The following is a 21,621-nucleotide window of genomic DNA, read 5'->3' on the forward strand; positions in this document are numbered from 1 at the left end:
AGTAAAAAAAGGAATACAAGATATTTATTAGTTTGCAGCCATCACGAATTTTGGTATTAGTACTACAAACCGATTTAGTCAAAATATTTCCACGAAAAGATTAGATCGATGAAGACTGCATCGATCACCACATTAAGCAGAATAGATCAGATCATGCCATATCAGGATCATTCACCAATATCTTCGTTCCAGAGTTCCGGATTCTTATTAATGAAATCGTCCATCATGGCAACACATTCATCGAGATCAAGGTCGACCACTTCAACTCCATGAGATTCCATAAATTCCTTTGCACCCGGGAAGGTCCTAGATTCACCAACGATGACCTTTTTTATCCCAAATTGTACAACAGCACCGGCACAAAGATAGCAAGGCATCAAAGTTGAATACAGAATTGAACCCCTATAATGCCCGATCCTGCCTGCATTCCTCAGGCATGAAATTTCAGCATGTGCCATCGGATCCCCCTGCTGAACACGTAAATTGTGACCTTGACCAATAATACTACCATTCCTGACAAGAACTGAACCAATAGGAATTCCGCCATCATTAAGTCCCGATCTTGCTTCATCTATTGCTACTTGCATAAATTTATCCATAACATCACACCCTGGCAATCAAATTAAAACATATTAACACTTAAAATAAATAATACTAGAAATAAATTACTGCTTAAAATTAAGCCGGCACTTCCAGCTTATAAACCCGGTCATTCTCACGTACCTTGCCCTCAATAGCGAGACCTACCACATCCCCTGGTTTCGCATTCTGGACAGGACCATCGTCATTCCTTATCTCTTTGACCTTCTGCTCAAGATAGGTATTCTTACCTTCAATGAGGATATCATCACCTACTTCAAGACTGGTCTCCAAAAGCTTCACTTCTGCAGCACCCTGTTTCCGGTAGTAGTTGGTTACAACTCCTACAGCCTGTCTTTTAATAACAGAGATGTTCATATCCCGCTCGATAGCCATACCATCTGGACCGGGAACACCGAAATAGAAGCCTGTGGAAAAGCCCCGGTTAAACACCGATGCCATCTCTTCTTTCCAGCTAGCGGCTTTTTCCTGAGTGTAAGTACCTTCCCTGTACGCATCAAGTGCTTCACGGTAACACCGGGAAACCGTTGAAGTATATCTTGTATCCCTCAACCGGCCTTCAACCTTGAAAGCATCAACACCTGCATCGATGAGTTCAGGAATATGTTCTATCATGCAAAGATCCCTTGCACTCAGCAGGTACTTACCTTCAATATCAACTTCACTTCCATCCTCACCGACCAGCTTCCAGCCCCAGCGACACGGCTGAGAACATTCTCCGCAATTGCCGGACTTGCCAAGAATATAGGCTGAAAGATAGCACCTGCCCGATATTGCCTGACACATGGCGCCATGTATGAAAACCTCCAGTTCAGTATCGGTGTTCTGCCGGATATCCTTTATCTGCTCAAGACTGAGCTCCCTTGCAAGCACCACACGGGAAGCCCCAAGGGATGCATAGAAATTGACAGTCTGCCAGTTGGACACGTTTGCCTGTGTGGAAATATGAACCCTCAGACCCGCATCCACCGCTTTTGTTATCACAGCAGGGTCCCAGGCAATAACAGCATCAACATCAGATGATGCCACTGCATCGATCACTTCATCAAGCTCGGGAAGGTCATCGGGATAAATCACAGTGTTCAATGTAAGATAAGCATTCATGTCCTGCTCTTTAACATCGGTAACAAATGAGTTCAGGTCATCAAGAGTAATATCACAGGCCCTTGCCCTGAGACTGAACCTGTCAACGGAAAAATAAACGCCATCGGCATAATCCTTACATGCAGAAAGGGATGCACGGTTCTTTACACCCATCATAAGTTCCGGGATCTTGCCGGATTTTGCAGGCTGGTTCATGGCTTAGCATCGTAAGTGATGGTTTAAATTAGTTATCGTTAGAGTTCTGCATTCGTGCAGACGCTGACAAAATACAAAAAAAGGAGAGTGATTCAGATCAAAATACTTCTTCATAATAAAAGCATGATGATTTCAAGAACACTGAAAAATAGGGATGCAGTAACAAAAATACATTCCCTTCTAATCCCTACTTTAGTCTTATGATTAAGAACACACTTTTTCAGTTTTTTAAAATTCCCTCGGACTTACAAACTGTTAAAAAAGTAGTAATAATCGATTTTCGTTTTTATTATAGATACTCATGACTAGTGATCTCAGAATGATAGTTGCCTTTAGGGTTTTTTCTCGAGTATAAGGGGCTTGTATCATTATGATTTTTCAACCATTTAATGTAGCCTTCTATTTCTGGACCGGAGTAATTGATCGAAAATTCCAACCCAAATATGCAAATAACAAAATAATATTCTCCATCCTCAGTTTTGAATATATCAAATTCATGAACTACTTGTATGTTTTTACCTGTTTTGTTTCTCCACCCCTTGTTTGCATCATAAATTCTCCGAGAATGGTATGGCCATTCAATATTTTGCCCATAGCGTGCATGGTTGCGGATAGGATCAAGTTGCTTTTCATCAACTATATATTCTAATCCTTTAGGATGGTCAACCAATTTCAATGCCATAGCTTCAATAGCAACCTTTGACAAAAATCTTGAAACTATTGGACTTTCTGGTAGAGGAGCTTCAGTTGGAAGAATTACACTCATTTTATTTGAGTTACGCAAACTTTCAAATACTTCATCGGGCACCTCTACTGAAATAGTAGAGGCTTTTAAATGGTTTTGGAGTACAACCGGACACTTAGAAGGCATAAGAAAGCCTGAAACTGGAGGAGTACTACCACGTTTATTTGGTACCATTTGATTAAATCGTAGAATAGTCATAGCTGGCAGTTCAAGAAATGGCTTTTCGACTTTTCTAGCAAAATAATTATTGCAATTGTCACAAACTACGCCTTTTGGCAGAATATGCGACAGATTCCCGAGTGACTCTGGAATGATATGTTCAACGCTCTTAGATGTTGTAGATTCTTTTTTGCAAAACAAGCAGCGCATTGTCACTAACGTCCTATTTGTTGACATAAAATATTTTAATTGGTAAATATTACACTTTGTAATAATTATAAAGAGTGATTGGAAATAAAAAGTTTTCCATCAAGATAATTTTCATGGATCAAAAATTGGTTTCTCCATTAAATATTAAAGAAAAAAATAAAGTCCGATAGAATCAATCCACCGGTGCGTATATCTCGGTAAGGATCTCCTCAGGAGGAACTTCCATAGGATCGTTCAGGTAGATCTCCCTTGTGGGTCCTGTGATGGTCAGTCCTTTTTCCTCGATCCATGCGAAGAATTCCCTGTAGGTATCTGTGCTATCTTCATAAGGACCCTTGTGGATGGTCTTTGCCATCTTCCCACCGGGAAGTTGATAGAATTTGATATTATCAGTTTCTTCAGCCTTTTTTGCTACCGGTATAGCAACCTCTACATCAGCATTTCCTTCACGCTCGGCCTTCATTGCTTCTTCTTCACCGGCTTCATGACAGATGAAAGTTGGACCTCCTGTGATCTCAATACCCTTATCAAATGTGTACTGGAAAAGTTCAGGGAGCATTACTGCGATCAGTTCATACATTCCGGTCTTTCGCATACCTACGACCAGCTGTGGCCCTACTTCAACGATATCTATATCAGACATTTTAATAACCCCACAAAAGAATTGCGTTGAGATTATTTATAGTCACTCACATGGCTTTTCAAGCCATTATCAGATCAGGATTCAATGAACGGAAGGGATACCCTGATGATGATCACTGATACCAGACCCCAGGCAAATGGAAGCCAGAGTGGGATGTTCAGGAACAGAGGAGCTGAGTAGGTCCAGACACCAAGATGAGTTCCAATGAACTCGGCGGTGCACCCAAGGATGATACCTGAGATATAGATGATGTTGTCACCTTTTGCAGACCACTGGTACTGTCTTGCACCATAAACAAGGATCATAAGGAAGGTCAGTAGAATATTATTCTTCCAGAACATTACTGCAAGCAATAGTGCAATAGCAAAGATCACTAATTCTCTTAATATATCTTTATTTACGAACTTGTTCATGTTCTGCCCTAAGGTCTATCTTTATATAAGTAATATGCGAAAACGCAATCTAACAACAAAATAAACATATTAGATTACTGAAGGAAATATTTTCATGTGGAAAAGGATTTATCTCCGATCAAAGTAATATATAAATATTGAAATACTGCCAATCAGGATTTCAAATTTCAAAATACGTATATCCATATATGTTCGGAATGGTGGGGAACATGACCTATATTGAGGATATCGAAATTAGTGACAGTCCAAAGACCCATGCAGAAATTTACCTGCAGAATGTCGAAATTACTGAAAAGTACAGAACACAACTTTTCCAGTGGGTGGAAACCTATCTCGATGAGAATACACTGGAAAATATTATCGCCTACAAAAAGTCCGCAGACTGGGACCATCCTTTTGAATCTATTAGGTCAGAAGCTGAAAAGGACCTGGAACTGACCACACTCTATGCTTCCAGAGGAGAACAGTACAACATCGACCTGATGGTCTTTGAAGGAAATCTTCTGGTGTTTTTTAATGAAGTGCTCTCAAAGGCAAAAGAGCATCTTAATGAGAAGATAGTAGCGCATTAAAAATGATAAAAGGGTTTTGTGGTCAGACGATACAGATCAGACCTTAACCCTCTGACTGCTGGAACTCCTTTTGTAGTTTCCAAACTCTGAATCAAGCAATAGGGAGCCGTTCAGTACAGGCCCATCCTTGCAGACCCTCAGACCTTCATGGTCCATACAGCAGGCACCACATACCCCGATTGCACATTTGAAATACCTGTGGAGACTGAACTCTGCACGTTCATGTGCACCCTTTTCCTCTAACATCTTGAGGACATTGAACATCATGATCTCAGGTCCGCAGACACATATGCGATCATAGACAGACACATCCACATCTGCCAGAACAGTTGTGACAAAGCCGCACGTTCCGGCAGAACCATCGTCTGTTGTCAGATGTACTTCTCCTGCCTCAGAGAACCTTTTCTCGAAAACAAGCTCTGATGCAGTCCTTGCACCGAGTATCGTTGTGATCTTCGCACCTAGAGAAATAGCTTCATCGGCAAGCGGTCCAAGTGGAGCAACGCCAACTCCGCCAGCAATTATCAGTATGTTCTCATCCTTTGCGGGCAATGTGAAGCCCTTTCCGAAAGGACCACGAAGACCGACGGAATCGCCTTCTTTCATCTCAAACAGGCGGGATGTGGCATCGCCTACTTTCTGTACAGTGATACCGTTCTTGAAGGAGCATCCCATGGGAACCTCGTCCACACCGCGTACCCATACCATTACAAACTGGCCTGGCTGGGCATCATCAAGAGATGTGTCGAACCGGAATGTCCTGATAGAAGGAGTTTCCTCTACGATCTTTGTTATCTTTGAATTAATTGGACGCATCAGATCACCTCGTGGGCAAGGCCTGTAATATCTTCGACACCGGGATAACCGTTGTCCTGCAGGAACTGCTCTATGCCAGTTGCGATGTCTGCAAAGACCTCTACACCTTCATGGACAGCAGAACCGACCTGGACAGCACTTGCACCTGCCATTATCATCTCCACTGCATCTTCCCATGAGGATACACCGCCAACCCCTATCACAGGAATGTCCAGTGCCTCATAAAGGTCATAGACACATTTAATAGCTACAGGCTTGACCGCAGTACCGGAAAGCCCTCCGAACCTGTTGCCGAGTATAGGATAACCGGAATTGATATCAATTGCCATCCCACGCAGGGTATTGATAGCGACAACCGCAGCAGCACCACCATTCTCGGCAGCTTTGCCTATGGACTTTATATCAGTGACATTTGGAGTCAGCTTTACCCAAACCGGTGCATCAACTGCATCACATACCGCAGCAGTTATCGCTTCCACCATGCATGAATCGGTTCCTATTGTAGCACCGTAACCTTCCGCATGGGGACAGCTGACATTAAGTTCAAAAGCATCAGGTTTTGAATCTGCCAAACCTTCTGCAACCCTTACAAATTCCTCGGCATTACCACCGAAGATGCTTGCGATCACAGGAACATCAGCACCTTCTTTTGCGATCTTGATCTCATTATCGAAATCTGCATAGGAAGGATTTGGAAGACCCATGGCATTCAAAAAGCCACAGTCCAGCTTGACCATGCTGGGATTCGGGTGCCCGATCTTCGGCTCAGGTCCGATCGATTTAGTCACGACCGCACCTGCACCGGAATTAGCCATACGTACAAGGGAAGCTCCTGTGGTTCCCATGATACCTGACGCAAGTATTGTGGGATTCCTGAATTCAATGCCTGTGATCTTTACCATAACATTTCACATCCGATCCGAATCACTCATCGTCACAGCCGGACAGCTGACACACAGCATCACGGACAAGTTCCTTACCGCCCATTTCCACCAGCAATCTTCCAATGCTGGCAGCATGTTCACGGTAGTTCTTCATAGGGATCATCTCATCGATACGAACTTCATTTGTGCCATCGAGTGATAGTACTTCCACAAGAACATGGATCTCATCACCATCTTCGCTCACACGTGCGAACGAACCGATAGGAACAACGCAACCGCCTTCGACATCAGTTATTACTATACGTTCAACTTCGGTCTCGATCCTTGATATCTCATGATTCAGAACAGAACATGCATTTTCAGCTTCTCCACCGGTCCTTGTGACAACAACGATAGTACCCTGGTTTGCAGAAGGACAGAACATCTCAGGAGGAAGGCGATGGACATCCATTTCCCAGCCCATGCGCTGCAAGCCTGCCTCGGCAAGCAATATTCCGTCATACAAACCATCTTCAAGTTTCTTTATTCGTGTGTTAATGTTACCGCGAAGGTCCTGTACATTGAGATCAGGACGGAAACGCAGAAGCTGTGCACGCCTGCGCATTGAGCTCGTACCGATCACTGCACCATCCGGAAGGTCATCCAGTGTCGAACCGTCTATTGTAAGAAGTACATCATGAGGAGAATCGCGCTTCAGAACTGCCGCAAGAGCAAGCTCAGGAGGTCTTACTGTCGGAAGGTCTTTCATTGAGTGGACTGCGATGTCCACTTCGCCCTCAATCATCCTGTCGTCAAGTTCACGGACAAAAGCACCCACACCAGCAACCTCATGGAGCGGGCGATCTGTGAAAACATCCCCTGATGTCTTAATGATCTCTCTTTCCAGTTCATGCCCACGTTCTTCAAGCATTTTGGTCACAAGGTCTGCCTGGGCAATGGCAAGAGCACTTCCACGGGTTCCTAGTATCATAATTATTGCTCCTCTATTATTGGAATTATTTCAGGTTAGCTGCATATGCATCGAGGGTCTTCTCAATATCTTCCTCTGTGTGTGCCATTGAAAGGAAGTTCGTCTCAAACTGGGATGGGGGCAGGAACACTCCGCTGTCAAGCATGTCGTGGAAGAACTGCACGTAACCTTCCTTATCGCATTTGAGAACATCCTGGTAGTTCAGAGGCATATTACCGAAGAACACCTTGAACATTGAACCAATGCCACCAACATTATAATCAAGTCCCTTGTCAGCAATGATATCTGAAAGGTTAGAACGCATCATATTTCCGGTTGCTTCAAGCTTTTCATGGACCTTTTCCTTTTCCAGTACATCAAGGGCTGCAATACCAGCTGCAACTGATGCAGGACTGCCACTGAAAGTACCTGCCTGGTAAACCGGACCTGAGGGGGATATCATATCAATTATTTCGCGCTTACCACCGAAAACACCGATAGGAAGTCCGCCACCAACGATCTTTCCAAGGGTTGTCATGTCAGGTGTGACACCAAAGTACTCCTGTGCACCACCCATTGCAAGCCTGAAACCTGTGATGACCTCATCAAAGATAAGGACAACATCGTTCTCTTCTGTGACCTTTCGGACCTCTTTCAGGTAATCGCCCTGCGGAAGTATGGGACCGATATTACCAAGCACAGGCTCCATAATTACAGCAGCCATATCATCCTGGTTGGATTCGATGACCTCGGTCATTGCCTCAATATCATTGTAAGCTACCTGAAGAGTGTTCTTTGTAAAATCTGCAGGGATTCCAAGGGAATCCGGCTCACCATGCGTGGTAGCTCCGGATCCTGCTTTTACAAGCACAGCATCGTGTGCACCGTGGAACCCACCCTCTATCTTGATAAACTTGTTCTTTCTCGTAAATCCACGGGCAGCCCTAAGGGCACTCATTGTAGCTTCAGTGCCTGTTGAGATGAATCTCAGCATATCGATGCTTGGGTAGAGGGATGCGATCTTCTCTGCAAGGGTCACCTCAAGCTGAGTTGGAGTTCCGTAAAGCCAGCCTTTATCAAGCTGGTCGATAATCGCCTGCCTGATAACAGGATTTGCATGTCCCAGAATCTTGGGTCCGTATGCAAGACAGTAATCGATGTACTCATTACCATCGACATCAGTGATACGGGAACCGTTAGCTGATTCTGTATAGAACGGGTAAGGCTTGATAGCACGTACCGGACTGCTCACACCACCTGGAAGAAGCGTTTTTGCCTTGTCGAATAGATCCTTGGATTTGTCTAAAGTAACCATGATAACACCATTTGAAATTTGATCTGTAGATTATATTAAAATGAATTTGTTAAGATTAAATTATTAAGATGGATTGATCAGGAGCATTAAATTCCTGACCGATCGATCCATTAATTGAAACTTTTCTATATATTATTTCAACATCCTTGCAAGGTCCTTTGCAAAATATGTCAGGATCATGTCAGCACCTGCACGCTTGATGGAAAGCAATGATTCATGCATAACTTGCTTCTCGTCCAGCCAGCCTTTTTCCGCTGCTGCCTTGAGCATTGAATACTCACCACTGACATTGTATGCAGCTGTAGGCATCTTGAACTCGTGCTTGATACGATAGATAATATCAAGATAAGGCAATGCCGGCTTGACCATCACCATGTCAGCACCTTCGAGTATATCCAGTTCGACCTCGCGAATAGCCTCGTCGGAATTTGCAGGGTCCATCTGGTAGGCTGAACGATCCCCGAACTGGAATCCGGAATCTGCTGCATCCCTGAAAGGACCATAGAATGCTGAAGAATATTTGGCTGCATAGGACATTATAGGAGTGTTCTTGAAATTCCCATCATCCAGAGCCGTACGAATAGCACCGATCATACCGTCCATCATACCTGAAGGTGCCACAATGTCAGCACCTGCATTTGCATGACTTACAGCGATCCTGCCCAGTATGTCAAGGGTCGGGTCATTGAGAACCTCTTCGGTCTCAAAGTCCACAACACCACAATGACCATGGCTTGTGTATTCACACATGCAGACATCAGTGATGACCACCATGTCCTTTCCAAGGTCTTCCTTGATAGCACGGACAGCCTGCTGGACAATGTCCTCATCGCCATAGGAACAGGTGCCAGTCTCATCCTTGTGCTCCGGGATACCGAAAAGTACCACTGCAGGAATTCCAAGATCTGCTGCATCCTTTGCATCATCAACAACCTTATCCAGAGGCAAACGCTGGACACCGGGCATAGATGACACATCCACAGTAGAATCAATGGTTTCATCCACGAACATAGGATATATCAAGTCGTTAGCGCTAAGTTCGGTCTCCCGAACCAGATCACGTATCTTACCACTTCTTAACCTTCGCATTCTAACATGTGGGAACATAGTATCAACTCTTAATTTGTAGCATCATTGCTCTTCTTAATCGGACTGATATCAAATAAACGGGATACAGAATCTAAAAACTCTTCATCATCGTATTCAGCGGCATTGCGTAATTTTTTGGTCGGCTCTGCCAGGATCTTGTTTGTAATAGCACGGGTAAGGTCCACAAGCACCTTGCGTTCAAAGTCACCTATCGTATGATAGGAACTCAACTTATTAATGGCGTGCTCCATCTCGGTTTCTCTCAAACCATAGGAATTGCTGTAAAGCTTCGAAATAATAACATCTGCTTTCTGACGCTTATACTGGGACCGAAGAAGTTCAAGTTCCTGTTCAACTATGACCTCTGCCTTCTTGGCCTCAACCATCCTCATCTGAAGATTTTTCTCATTTATGACACGCAGACCGTCAATATTGCGAAGAATTACATGAGGGATGTCTTCTACCAAAGGATCAATGTCTCTCGGGCTTGCAATATCAATAAGCAGAAGCTCGTTCGTACGTCCATCCATGATTTTCTCGACAATGTCCTTCTTCAGGACATAATGTGGAGCAGAAGTAGCACTTATCACCACATCAGCTGCGGAAACATATTTCTCAAGCTGGTCAAACATGACAGCTTCGCCACCAAGCTCTACTGCAAGATCCTTTGCTTTCTCGTAGGTACGATTTGCAATATAGATCACATTCATGTCCCTGTGTGCAAGAGCCCTTGTAACCAGAGTACCCATCTCCCCGGTACCAACTACAAGGATATTCTTGTCATTGAGACCATCCAGGATATCATCGGCAAGATCAACAGCTGCAGAAGCAATGGAAACCGCTCCCCTGTTGATGAAGGTCTCGGTACGTACCCTCTTGCCAACCTGTATAGCCTTGCTGAAAGCAGTATCCAGGACCTTTCCTACAGTACCGGCTTTTTTTGCGACAAGGAACAGGTCTTTCATCTGTCCCAGTATCTGAGCCTCTCCAATTATCATGGACTCAAGACCGGAAGCAAGCCTCAGGAGGTGCCTTAAAGATTCATCATGGTCATAGAACTCCACGATATTTGCTGACACGCCCATCTCCTTGGCATAATGGAACAGAACACTGCTACCCTTTGAGGAAACAACATATATTTCCACACGATTGCATGTCTTAAGAACCGCACACTCATAGACAAGTTCATTTGAGTATAGCTGATTCAGAACGAGATCAAGGTCCCCATGCCAGGAATCTTCCATTTCCTCAACAGTAGCCTTGGCATGTGTAATGACCATACTTGATATCTCTGTCACAGTGAACCTCCACAATGAACGTGCATTAGATGTAGCATACCTTCATGAACACGAACATCGGACTTAAATTTAATGTAATGTTCCATATAATATCAACCTTTCTTGCTTATGTGCTCCTGAACTATACTATATGCTATATTATACCCTTTTTCATATGAAACATCAAGAGCTTCCCATACTGACCGATCTTCAAGAATCTCCCAGAGAATAGCCTTTCTTGTCTTTTGCTCTGCAACTTTACCCTTTAGAAGAGTTCGAATCTGATCCTGCAGTTTGATCATATCCCCATACTGAGGAGTGATAAAAGTTTCTATTTTCCTGCGAGTGTATTTGGATACTGCAGGACTGGAACCAAGTGTGGAAACACCAATTGTCAGACCGCCTCTCTTAATTACAGAAGGAATGACCACATCATCTGCCATATCAACACGATTTACCAATGCACCTGACCTTCGGGCACATTCCTTTATCCTATCGTTCAAATCAACCATATTAGTTGCGGGAATAACGAGGAAAGCACCCATGACAAGCTCTTCAAGCTTTTCGTCTGATACGAATAAAAGGTCCATGGAAATCAGTTCCACAGAAGATGAGGATGCAAGGTCCCAAAGCTCAGGAACGAAGTCAGCACTTACAACTATAGTATGTGCATACTCCGAAAACAGTGATGCTTTTCGAAGACCCACAGAACCTCCACCAAAGATGATCACTTTCCTGTCACTCAGATCAATAAAAAGTGGCAGATAGGTACGACTATCGGTATGCTCTACCATTCACAACCTCACACCGGTCTTTTTAAACTCGCGGACACTGTACAAGAGATTATAATCAGTGATGCCCGTGGCCCTTGATATCTCCTGCGCAACGTATTCACAATCTTCCTTTGTATAGGAATGTACCATGGTGAAAAGGTTGTAAGGCCAATCAGGATAACGTGGTCTTTCATAACAGTGAGTGACCTCAGTAAAGCCTGCCATAACAGCACCCACTTCTTCAACACGCTCATCAGGAACATTCCAGGTACACATTGCATTTGCAGTGATCCCGATCGCACGATGACCGATGGATGCACCAAATCTGCGAATAAAGCCATTTTTCTGAAGTTGTTCTATCCTTTGGACAACCTCATCCTCAGTTATCCCAAGTTCTTCTGAGATTATAGCAAATGGCGAATGGACAAATGGTATGCCATCCTGAGTTAGCTTGAGAAGACGAGTATCGACCTCATCCATGACAACATTATCATTTGACATCGAATTTCACCCCGATCTTAAAAAGTCGTTTTGTAGGCAGATTTATCAACGGACAGCCGGTCTCTTCCTGAAGGTCATTTATGATCTGCTCCAGACGTTCCTTGTTAGCAGCAGACACTGTGAACCATATATTATAATCTGCCTGGCGCAAATAGTTATGGGAAACTTCCTGATGTTGATTGATAAGCTCTGCGATCTCATCTATCTTTGATTCAGGAGCTTTTAATGCAACAAGAGTACTGGTCCCACCCACTCTTTTTGTGTTGATAACAGGACCAATTCGACGCACTGCACCTTCTTCCTTTAAACGGCCCATACGCTCCAGCAGTTCCTCTTCAGAGATGCCCAGTTGAAAGCTCATTTTTTCAAATGGATGAACATCAAGTGGAAAATCCAGCTGGATCAGATTAAGGATATTCTTATCAATATCATCAAGTTGTATCATATAAATGAACACCAAATGTTTTATTTTGTTATGCAGCGAGCTTATTCCATATTGAATGGTATAAGATATACATCAATGTAGATGAATGAAAAATACACTAACGAACTCAGACCGTTGTAACCTTTCCCCCTTCTTGATGTATGTGTTTATATTTGTTTCCTTCTATGTGTGAGAAGCAAATGAAAATATATCATCATAATTATACTAATTATTAGAAACATATATATTCTAGAAAAAACAATTGAATTTCGCCTATGAGGTGACTAAACATGTGGAAAAATTTTTCAAAAGATGATAAAGCATTTACAGGACTTGAAGCAGCGATAGTCCTGATTGCTTTCGTAGTCGTGGCAGCTGTTTTCAGCTATGTCATGTTGGGAGCGGGTTTCTATACAACCCAGAAGAGCCAGGAAGTAGTGCACACAGGTGTACAGCAAGCAAGTAGCAGTGTAGCAGTAGCCGGAGATGTTGTAATTAGAGGCCATACAACAGCCGGAAGTGCAACCAATGTTACATTCTATGTAACAAATACTGCAGGCGGATCCCCTGTAGATCTCAGCAAATCAATGCTGACTTACACGGATTCGAATGATTTTGTTGCCAACTGTACTTGGGAGACGGAATGTACGCTTGGAGATGACGACAACCTGGTTGAGAAAGGTGAAAAATATCAAATCACAGCCACATTGGGTTCTACATCAGGAGTATCCCTTCCTACAGTAAATGAACAAATAAAACTTGAACTTAAACCACCAGATGGAGCTGTACTGGTACTACAGAGAACAATGCCGCCAGAATTGGGTGCTAATGAATACCAGACAGTCTATTGATGAGGTGTTTCAAAATGTTTAAAAGATTCTTTAATAATGATAAAGCGTTTACTGGTTTGGAAGCAGCAATCGTCCTGGTCGCATTCGTGGTCGTGGCAGCAGTTTTCAGTTATGTCATGCTCGGAGCAGGTTTTTATACAACCCAGAAGAGCCAGGAAGTGGTACACACAGGTGTAGCACAAGCAAGTAGCAGTATTGAGATAAGTGGAGACGTTATTGCAGCAGGATACACTGGCAACGATACACTTGCAAATATGACCATATTCCTGCAACTTACTGCAGGAGGTTCAGCAGTTGACATCAACAAAACCATAGTCACATACACAGACAGTACCAACCACGCATCTTACACATTAAGTGATTCAGAAATGAATGTAACCGCAAAACACGGTGGTGCAGATGGTGACGAGCTCCTCGAAAAATTCGAGAAGTTTGAAGTGCTTGTTGATATTAGCGGATATGATGTGGGTCCAAACGAAGAGTTCCAGATTGAGATAAAGCCACCTGAAGGAGCTTCCTACACTCTGCAGAGGACAGCACCCCCACAAATCGATGCAATAATGACACTCTATTAAAGAGTGTCTCATCTTTTTTTATTTTTGAGATGAAACAAAAAGAAAATATATTAATTAATAGATGTAACTATCCTTCCTTAATTAGTATTATTATTATAATTATTATTAAAATTTTTATATGTCCAGGTGAGTAAAAAATGGGTGATGCAGAAGGTTTCGACCAGTCAATGATTGATGATCTGATGACGAGTGCTGAAGGAGACACCGTAGAGTCCAAAGTTGCTGACTTGGAAGCCGAGGTAGCTGAAATAAAAGGTTCTGTTAAAAAGCTCCTCTTGGATATAAGGGAAACAATGAGCGTTCTTGAGAATCCTTTTCAGAACATTCAGGCAATATCCAATCTTACTGCCCAAACACCTAATCCGGCCCATGTGCCCCCTACACCGCCAATAGATGAAATTCCTGATGCTGTCGAGGTTGAACCAGTTCCCCAGAATATTTCCAATATTCACGATCAAAATATGGAAAATAATGCCATGGGGAACAATGATTATGCCCAACAGGCAAGTAATCTTCCTGATTTTAAGCTTGTAGACCCCCTCTCATTCCATAAGACGATAATATGGGGACGAGAGATGGTGGAAAAATATGATTCTGAAACTATGCAGGAACTAGTCGAAATATTCTCACTCCTGGGCTATATCCCTGATAACATAAAAGAGATTATACTCAAAATCACAAATATACTTTATGAAAATAATAATCTAGACGAATCGGTCATGGACCTATACAAGCTTTACCATATACTCAATCCGGAAGATCCAAGCCTTGACTCCAAGGTACTGGATTTAGTTCTGAATGAAAACGATGCGGAGAGTCCATGTCAAATGAAGTGATAACTACATCGATACTTGTAATAGCAAGTGTTGTAGCAGTTGTAGCTTTAGTTAGTGCTGTTGTTCCTTCGGTGAATGAGTTGTCACGTTCTTACACTTCTGTTGCAGATGAAATGGGAACTGAGGTCAGAACTGATGTCGATATAATATTTATTTCCGCTCAGGGAAACAACGTTTCCGTTTGGATCAAAAATGTTGGTTCCTCCAGGATTCCTTTATCCTATTTTGGAATGAGTGACATATTTATCACGTCCTCTTCTAATTACTGGCATCCTGATTTTGAAAGCACATCCAATCCCGCCTGGAATTATACACTTGAAAATGGTGATGGAAATACGTGGGACTCAGGTGAAACAATAAAAACAATTATCGAGTTAGATAATCTACCCAGTGATACCTATAAGTTGAATTTCATTCTTTATAATGGAGTCTCCGGGTCAGATATATTCTCCAAGTGATAATATGGGCTTTGATACAGTAATTGTTGCATTTTTTGTAATCACAACCATGATAGTTGTAGCAAACACCTTTATGATCGGGATGAATGACTTTGTAGATTCAGCTTATGATGGCTATAGTGCAATACATACAACTACAATGGATAAAATGCAAACGGATATTGAGATACAGACAATCTGGTTCAATTCAACAGAAAATCACCTTCATTTCATCGTGGAAAATACCGGTGAAACCAAATTGAACAATTTTAATCTATGGGACATTATTGTTATTAAAAACGGTACTGCCGATTATATGGATGACAATAAATGGACAATGGATGTGTATGATGGCCAGCTCAACCCCAATATTCTGGATCCACTCGAAGAAATGGAAGTTGAGCTACATGAAGAATACGGGGTAGGAGATGAAATTATTTTAAAAATTGTCACTCCAAACGGCATTATTTCCTCCAAAGGGCACACAATTGGTGGTTGAAATGGAAGACGAAGACAATAATAAAAACATTGTTTCAAGCGGTAATAATGAAATTGATAAAAAACTCGGAGAAGGCATACCTCTGGGATCCCTTGTACTTATAGAAGGTGAAAACGATACCGGAAAAAGTGTTTTGTGCCAACAGCTAGTATTTGGCGGATTGAATCAATTGCATAGGATGGCATATTATTCAACTGAAAACACAATCAAAAGTCTACTTATGCAAATGGAAAGTCTAAGTCTGGATGTATCCGATTTTTACAGTTGGGGATATCTAAGAATATTCCCTGTTCACCTTTCTGGCGTTGAATGGACCTCTGAACAGATGAAAGGCACTCTTAATCTGATGGCAGAGCACATCAAGAGCATAAGGGAGAAGGTGATAATAGTAGATTCCCTCACAATGTTTACGACATATTCCGATGAAGATAATATTCTTGGTTTCCTTACAAGCCTTAAAAATTTTTGTGATCGAGGCCTTACTATTTTCATCACCCTACACCAGCATGCTTTCAAGGAAGATACACTTGTAAGGATCAGATCTGCATGTGATTGCCATCTATTTCTCAGGAAAGAGCAGCTTTCAGATCGATATATCAGTGTTATGGAAGTTTCAAAGCTAAGGGGCGCAAAGAAAACTACAGGTAATATTGTGAGTTTTGAAGTTCAACCTGGATATGGACTGAAAATTATTCCTATATCTCATGCCAAAACATGAAAATGATGATTTTTTTAGTTTTTGGAGGTTTATATGGTTGAATCTGAAGATATACTTATGAAGGAAGGTTTTGAAAAGGGCTTGGAAGCCTGCTTTCCTTTTAAACCAAAAAAATATGAAGGGCATGATCATTCTGACGTAACAAAATCGAGTATATATAAGATACTTCCTCCTGGAATGAAAAAAGAAGTCGAAAGGAATCACCATCTTCTGGAATACTTACACATATTGCCGATTGATACGATGGGAATTCCAAAATATGTATCCAAACTTGAATCAAAACATGGTGACCTTGAGCATCCCAATTTAATATACAAAGCAAGTGACAGTAGCTACGTACATATTTATCCAAACAAGAACGGTGTAAGGGATTATTATATTCCGATAGAACCAAACCTACTTACCGGTGTTGGCAACATCCTAAAAGAATTAGAACATAGGATGCTGGATTACCTCACGGGCCTTGACTTCGATCCGGAAAATATTGAAGAAAAAACGCAGATATTGATCGAAGCTATGGATGATATTTGTGTGATTGGAGAAAAGGAAGAAAATCAAGATTCTTTTGCAAATTTGAAAAAGGTCCTTGGTTCAAAGCTCTTTCCGAATAAAGGGAAAAAGGAAGACAATCACATCTATTTATCTGAAGATCAATATAAGGCCTTAAAATATTCTCTTCTCAGAGATAAAATTGGTCTGGGTTTTCTTGATCCGTATATATGTGACAGCAATATAGAAGATATTACCTGCAACGGATTAGGGTCGATATATTTAGAGCACAAAGTATTTGATGGGCTAAGAAGTGTCCTGGAGTTCACTGACCATGACATTCTCAACCACTTTATAATCAAGCTTGCAGAAAGGATAGGTAAGCCCATTACGTTTAAAGATCCTATTGTGGATGCCTCACTTCCGGATGGTTCGAGGATTAACATCGTTTATGGTACCGATGTAAGTAAAAATGGAAGTAACTTCACAATAAGGAAATTTAATGAAATTCCATTTAGTATCCTTCAGGTAATCGATAAAGGAACGATGGACTACAGAGTTGCAGGTTATCTTTGGATCCTTCTTTCTGAAGGTATGAGTGGCTTTATCTGTGGTGAAACTGCAAGTGGTAAAACGACTTCATTAAATGCCCTTACAACTTTCATTAGCCCTGATGCAAAACTGGTATCTATAGAAGATACTCCTGAATTGCAGATTCCTCACAAAAACTGGACACGTGAGATGACCAGAGGTAGCACAAGAGGCGGAGGGGTTGGCGAAGGAAGTGGTTCGGATGTTACAATGTTCGACCTTCTGAAAGCTGGCTTAAGGCAGAGACCAAATTATATTCTTGTGGGTGAGATCAGAGGAGTAGAGGGAAATGTTGCGTTCCAGGCTATGCAGACCGGGCACCCAGTCATGTCAACCTTCCACGCTGCAAGCGTTGAAAAACTAATACAGAGGATTACTGCAGACCCCATAAACATACCTAAAACATATGTTGATAATCTGAATTTTGTTATCATCCAGTCTGCTGTCAGAAGACCTGATGGAAAAATGGTAAGAAGAGTAATCAGTGTGAACGAAGTTCTGGGATATGATCCTCAAAAGGGTGTTTCTTTCGTTGAGGCCTTTTCATGGGACCCGGTTACTGATTCTTATGTTTTCAGTGCTCATGGTAGTTCTTATCTTCTGGAACAGAAAATTGCAACAAGACTAGGTATTCCTTCGAAGAGAAAACATGTTGTTTATGATGAGATCGAGAAAAGAGCAAAAATATTAGAAAGATTTCAAAAGGAAGGGATCACTAATTTCTATGATTTCTTTGATACCACCTCTAAAATTACAAAACATGGGATGCTGAGGATTAAATTCTAAATGAGGCGTTGATATGGATATCTCCGATATAAAAAATATTTTTAAGAGCAAAAATGAAGGTGATACATCTAAATCTTTGTCAGGAATAATATCCCGCAGGGTAGATCGCTTTAAAAAAGAGCTCTACATTAGCAACGATATGCTTTTCTCCCTAACTTACATGGCATCCATATCTACTGCAAATGTGAGCAGGGACAAGATATTCGAGAACATATCGAAGAAAACAGAATATTGCCCATATATTTATTTTGAAAAGGTCAAAGATCTATCCCAAGACTGGCATTATGATTACGCTAATGCATGTGAGCTTGTATCCACTAAGGTAAAGCATATTAGACTGCAAGAACTTTTTAATAGGTTCTCCAATGCGATTGCATCAGGTGAGCCAGACATTGATTTTCTCAAGAAAGAGTGGACATTGTTTAAAACAATAAGGAAAGACGAATTCGAGAGAAATCTTGAAACCACAAAAGAATGGTCAAACGCTTACACTGCGCTGCTTGTCTCAACTTCCCTTGTATCCATTATAATATTACTTTCTGTAATTCTGTATAATCTAGGAGATCCTGAGAAGACACTTTACGGTACAGCTTTTATCGTGTCAGGTATGGCTTTTGGGGGTGTAGGATTATTATGCAAAGGAGTTCCCAGAGATTCGATGGTCCATAGTTTGGATAAGAAATCAAAGGAACAGACCTTCATTTACAAATGGATGCCAGTTACAATAATTCTAGCTATCCTCTCAGTTATAACACTGACATTGATACCTTCATTTTTGCATCCCATTGATTTCTATGTAGATATCAAAGGTCTCGGAATGATTCTAGCAGGATTGATCATGCTCCCGGTTGGAATCACAGCTCACAGAGATATTGTCAAAGTTAACAAAAGAGATGAAAGTTATACGACATTTATCAGGAGTCTTGGGTCAATCGTTAGTGGATCGGGATTGACAATTCCAAAGGCCCTAATGAAAATAGATCCAAAAAATCTTGGTGAATTGAAGGGTGTGACTCTTGAACTCTATAAGAAGCTTACAATTGGCATGGATTCAAAGTTGAGCTGGGATCAATTTGTAGAGGAATCAGGTAGCTATTTGATTCACAAATTTACAAGTGTTTTTGTTGATTCCATTAATTTGGGAGGAGATGCCGAAGAGGTTGGAGAGCTAGTAAGTTCATCAAACCTTGAACTTGTCCTTTTGAGAATGAAAAGGGATCGTATTTCTACTTCATTCACATACCTTGTCGTACCCCTTCATTTGGCAATGGTGGCACTTCTTCTTTTCATTGGGCAGATACTTACGATATTCACAAACATCATTTCAGATCTATTTGTACAATATGACATATCAGAATCTGCGATCGCAGGTGGTGCAGGTGGTGTTGGAATGAATTTGGGAATCTTTGGAGGAGTTCCGGTTGAGCTTTTAGGTCAATACGTCGTAGTGGTAATTATAGTATTAACTCTGGCCAATATTCTTGTAGTAAATGTTGTGAAAGGAGGCCCTTTATATCTGATAGTATTTTACGCTTCAATATTTTTTATTCTTTCGGGAATCATGATGATCAGTGTTCCTCCCGTAGTGGACATGTTCTTTTCGTTTGACTCATTTATTGAAGGAGGTATATGAAATGGATTTATCAATTTTAACAGAAATAGATTCTTCAATTATCCTGGGGATTGTTGTTAGTATAATAGTGATGAGTGTCGCAGTCTTCTATGATAAATATAGGGGAGATAAGATTCCTGATCCTAATACCTCCACATCAAAATCATATGAAATGCTAGGCCAATTTATTGATTTTTCCAAATTTAAAGTATCGAATCCTTTTGTAGGAACTGGTCAAAAAATCAAGAAGCTAATTAACAGTGAATCTGATTCAAAAGAAAATGAAACATCAGAATTAGCAGTTGATAAGGAGTCAAATTATTCTGGCATTAAAGGTATTTTTACCAATTTCAGATCAAAGATATCATCTATTAAGTTAAGTTTGCCTGGAAAAGGTGACCGGGAAAACGAGGCCATATTTACAGACATGGCTAGTTCTAAAAATGCTACTTCCACAGAAAATGAATCAAATATAGATTTTGATGTCGATAAAATCGTAGGAAATAAAAAGAATGAATTGGATTTTGATGATAATCTGATCAATGAGATGGCTACTGCAGGTAGTTTAGGCACTCAAATTGAAGTTGACGAACCGGATTCGGATTTATCACTTAATGGTGATTTGTCTATTGATATGGATGAATTTGACTTCGGTTTTGGAGAGGTAGGAGACGAACAAGATGATAGCCAGGATGATGAATTTTCTTTCGAAATGTCTGAAGATGACCCTTACAATGATGATTTCTCCTTTGAAGATGACGACGATAGTTTCATAGAGTCATTGAAGAATGACATAATTATTGAGGAGAAAAAGAAAGCCGATTTCATGTCAGAAATGAAAGGAGAAAATTTAGACATCGAAGAAATTAAAACCGAGCTTGAAGGGGTTTTAGAAAATCTAAAAAGGTACAACACCCCCTAAAATAGGAGCTCAGTGGAAACATCAAAATCTCCATCATTAGAGTTAAATAATAAATTATTTCCAATATTATATAGTGCTCAAAAAAATAATATTTAGAATGAAATCTCTAGTAGAATTCCAAGCATTTGGACTCAGATCGAATTTGATAGTATTTATTCAAATTATAGCATAAAAATAATTAATTGATTCATTAATTGATTTTAGTTTTATATTGATAGATAATTTAAAACAGGAAAAAGTGATTTAAATATGTTAGACGCAAAATACATAGGCCTTATAGTCTTAGCATTGTTTTCAGGTTCAATGCTTGTTTATCAATGGCTTTCACTCTACAACAGACTTGACTATAGTGTTGTTTTCTATGCTGCACTTTTGATATTTTCGTTTTCTTTAATGCTTTTGAAGAGATGAATTATCTGAAAGTGTAGAATAAAATGACCTGATACACACATTTAATTTTTTTAGTTACATGAGAATATTTTTGATTGAATATGGATCGAAGCAGGGCTGCTTAGATATTAATTTATAATCAAAAAAGTAGTGTTTGGTAGATATAAGTGGAAATTTAAATAATCAGAAAAGTATCAAAAACCATATTTCGCAGATAGACCTATCTGAGGGAATATTTCAATATTT

25 protein-coding genes are annotated in these 21,621 nt (G+C 40.9%); 11 read left to right on the top strand and 14 right to left on the bottom strand.

Annotated elements, in window-relative coordinates:
• Nucleotides 1-167: 167 nt before the first annotated feature.
• The 5 genes from LI82_RS08935 to LI82_RS08955 all read right to left on the bottom strand — a co-directional run bounded on the left by LI82_RS08935 (nucleotide 168) and on the right by LI82_RS08955 (nucleotide 4,069).
• Nucleotides 168-599, bottom strand: coding sequence for a nucleoside deaminase (locus tag LI82_RS08935; RefSeq protein WP_048195134.1), 432 nt, complete (start codon nucleotides 597-599; stop codon nucleotides 168-170).
• 79 nt (nucleotides 600-678) lie between these two features.
• Nucleotides 679-1,899, bottom strand: a complete 1,221-nt coding sequence (locus tag LI82_RS08940; RefSeq protein ID WP_048195137.1) for a U32 family peptidase — start codon at nucleotides 1,897-1,899, stop codon at nucleotides 679-681.
• Nucleotides 1,900-2,188: 289 nt separating this feature from the next.
• On the bottom strand, nucleotides 2,189-3,013 hold the full coding sequence (locus tag LI82_RS08945) for an HNH endonuclease (RefSeq protein ID WP_048195139.1): 825 nt from the start codon (nucleotides 3,011-3,013) through the stop codon (nucleotides 2,189-2,191).
• A gap of 172 nt (nucleotides 3,014-3,185) precedes the next feature.
• Complete coding sequence (locus LI82_RS08950) at nucleotides 3,186-3,656, bottom strand: GyrI-like domain-containing protein (RefSeq protein WP_048195141.1); 471 nt, start codon at nucleotides 3,654-3,656, stop codon at nucleotides 3,186-3,188.
• Between the two features lie 74 nt (nucleotides 3,657-3,730).
• A complete protein-coding gene (locus LI82_RS08955; protein ID WP_048195143.1) occupies nucleotides 3,731-4,069 on the bottom strand; it encodes a hypothetical protein in 339 nt (112 codons plus the stop codon).
• Nucleotides 4,070-4,278: 209 nt separating this feature from the next.
• Here LI82_RS08955 and LI82_RS08960 point away from each other — a divergent pair, with 209 nt between their 5' ends.
• Nucleotides 4,279-4,641, top strand: a complete 363-nt coding sequence (locus LI82_RS08960; RefSeq protein ID WP_135607207.1) for a hypothetical protein — start codon at nucleotides 4,279-4,281, stop codon at nucleotides 4,639-4,641.
• A 36-nt stretch (nucleotides 4,642-4,677) separates the two neighbouring features.
• Here LI82_RS08960 and LI82_RS08965 read toward each other — a convergent pair whose 3' ends face one another.
• From LI82_RS08965 to ahbA, 9 genes are all read right to left on the bottom strand, one after another.
• Nucleotides 4,678-5,457, bottom strand: coding sequence for a dihydroorotate dehydrogenase electron transfer subunit (locus LI82_RS08965; protein ID WP_048195147.1), 780 nt, complete (start codon nucleotides 5,455-5,457; stop codon nucleotides 4,678-4,680).
• Entirely contained in the window at nucleotides 5,457-6,359 is a 903-nt protein-coding gene (locus LI82_RS08970; protein ID WP_048195149.1) for a dihydroorotate dehydrogenase, read from the bottom strand. Before LI82_RS08970 ends, LI82_RS08965 begins: the two co-directional genes overlap by 1 nt.
• Nucleotides 6,360-6,381: 22 nt before the next feature.
• Nucleotides 6,382-7,311 carry a hydroxymethylbilane synthase gene (gene hemC, locus LI82_RS08975; protein ID WP_048195151.1) on the bottom strand — a complete coding sequence of 310 codons (930 nt, stop codon included), beginning with the start codon at nucleotides 7,309-7,311 and terminating at the stop codon, nucleotides 6,382-6,384.
• Between the two features lie 25 nt (nucleotides 7,312-7,336).
• Nucleotides 7,337-8,605: a glutamate-1-semialdehyde 2,1-aminomutase gene (gene hemL, locus LI82_RS08980; RefSeq protein WP_048195153.1), complete on the bottom strand. Its 1,269-nt coding sequence runs from the start codon at nucleotides 8,603-8,605 to the stop codon at nucleotides 7,337-7,339.
• Nucleotides 8,606-8,737: 132 nt separating this feature from the next.
• Nucleotides 8,738-9,712 (bottom strand): porphobilinogen synthase, encoded by a 975-nt coding sequence (gene hemB, locus LI82_RS08985; protein ID WP_048195155.1) that lies wholly within the window; start codon nucleotides 9,710-9,712, stop codon nucleotides 8,738-8,740.
• 11 nt (nucleotides 9,713-9,723) lie between these two features.
• Nucleotides 9,724-10,992, bottom strand: coding sequence for a glutamyl-tRNA reductase (hemA, locus tag LI82_RS08990; protein WP_048195157.1), 1,269 nt, complete (start codon nucleotides 10,990-10,992; stop codon nucleotides 9,724-9,726).
• Between the two features lie 92 nt (nucleotides 10,993-11,084).
• On the bottom strand, nucleotides 11,085-11,765 hold the full coding sequence (locus LI82_RS08995; RefSeq protein ID WP_048195159.1) for a precorrin-2 dehydrogenase/sirohydrochlorin ferrochelatase family protein: 681 nt from the start codon (nucleotides 11,763-11,765) through the stop codon (nucleotides 11,085-11,087).
• Entirely contained in the window at nucleotides 11,766-12,245 is a 480-nt protein-coding gene (gene ahbB, locus LI82_RS09000) for a siroheme decarboxylase subunit beta (protein ID WP_236622722.1), read from the bottom strand.
• Entirely contained in the window at nucleotides 12,235-12,690 is a 456-nt protein-coding gene (ahbA, locus tag LI82_RS09005) for a siroheme decarboxylase subunit alpha (protein WP_048195161.1), read from the bottom strand. Before ahbA ends, ahbB begins: the two co-directional genes overlap by 11 nt.
• A 269-nt stretch (nucleotides 12,691-12,959) precedes the next feature.
• Here ahbA and LI82_RS09010 point away from each other — a divergent pair, with 269 nt between their 5' ends.
• The 10 genes from LI82_RS09010 to LI82_RS13220 all read left to right on the top strand — a co-directional run bounded on the left by LI82_RS09010 (nucleotide 12,960) and on the right by LI82_RS13220 (nucleotide 21,396).
• Nucleotides 12,960-13,520: an archaellin/type IV pilin N-terminal domain-containing protein gene (locus tag LI82_RS09010; RefSeq protein WP_048195163.1), complete on the top strand. Its 561-nt coding sequence runs from the start codon at nucleotides 12,960-12,962 to the stop codon at nucleotides 13,518-13,520.
• Nucleotides 13,521-13,534: 14 nt separating this feature from the next.
• Complete coding sequence (locus LI82_RS09015) at nucleotides 13,535-14,095, top strand: archaellin/type IV pilin N-terminal domain-containing protein (protein ID WP_048195165.1); 561 nt, start codon at nucleotides 13,535-13,537, stop codon at nucleotides 14,093-14,095.
• Nucleotides 14,096-14,232: 137 nt separating this feature from the next.
• On the top strand, nucleotides 14,233-14,931 hold the full coding sequence (locus LI82_RS09020; protein WP_048195166.1) for a hypothetical protein: 699 nt from the start codon (nucleotides 14,233-14,235) through the stop codon (nucleotides 14,929-14,931).
• The gene (locus tag LI82_RS09025; RefSeq protein ID WP_048195167.1) at nucleotides 14,916-15,389 is read left to right on the top strand and encodes a hypothetical protein; all 474 of its coding nucleotides are present in this window, start codon (nucleotides 14,916-14,918) and stop codon (nucleotides 15,387-15,389) included. The genes LI82_RS09020 and LI82_RS09025 overlap by 16 nt, the downstream gene beginning before the upstream one ends.
• Nucleotides 15,390-15,393: 4 nt before the next feature.
• Complete coding sequence (locus LI82_RS09030; RefSeq protein ID WP_048195168.1) at nucleotides 15,394-15,867, top strand: flagellar protein FlaF; 474 nt, start codon at nucleotides 15,394-15,396, stop codon at nucleotides 15,865-15,867.
• A gap of 1 nt (nucleotide 15,868) precedes the next feature.
• Entirely contained in the window at nucleotides 15,869-16,585 is a 717-nt protein-coding gene (locus tag LI82_RS09035; RefSeq protein WP_048195169.1) for an ATPase domain-containing protein, read from the top strand.
• A gap of 33 nt (nucleotides 16,586-16,618) precedes the next feature.
• On the top strand, nucleotides 16,619-18,451 hold the full coding sequence (locus LI82_RS09040) for a type II/IV secretion system ATPase subunit (RefSeq protein ID WP_081955802.1): 1,833 nt from the start codon (nucleotides 16,619-16,621) through the stop codon (nucleotides 18,449-18,451).
• A gap of 13 nt (nucleotides 18,452-18,464) precedes the next feature.
• The gene (flaJ, locus tag LI82_RS09045) at nucleotides 18,465-20,084 is read left to right on the top strand and encodes an archaellar assembly protein FlaJ (protein WP_048195171.1); all 1,620 of its coding nucleotides are present in this window, start codon (nucleotides 18,465-18,467) and stop codon (nucleotides 20,082-20,084) included.
• 1 nt (nucleotide 20,085) lies between these two features.
• Entirely contained in the window at nucleotides 20,086-20,985 is a 900-nt protein-coding gene (locus LI82_RS09050; protein WP_048195173.1) for a hypothetical protein, read from the top strand.
• A gap of 249 nt (nucleotides 20,986-21,234) precedes the next feature.
• Entirely contained in the window at nucleotides 21,235-21,396 is a 162-nt protein-coding gene (locus LI82_RS13220) for a hypothetical protein (RefSeq protein WP_167879768.1), read from the top strand.
• Nucleotides 21,397-21,621: the final 225 nt, after the last annotated feature.

The organism is Methanococcoides methylutens (assembly GCF_000765475.1).
Classification (GTDB): Archaea; Halobacteriota; Methanosarcinia; order Methanosarcinales; family Methanosarcinaceae; genus Methanococcoides; species Methanococcoides methylutens.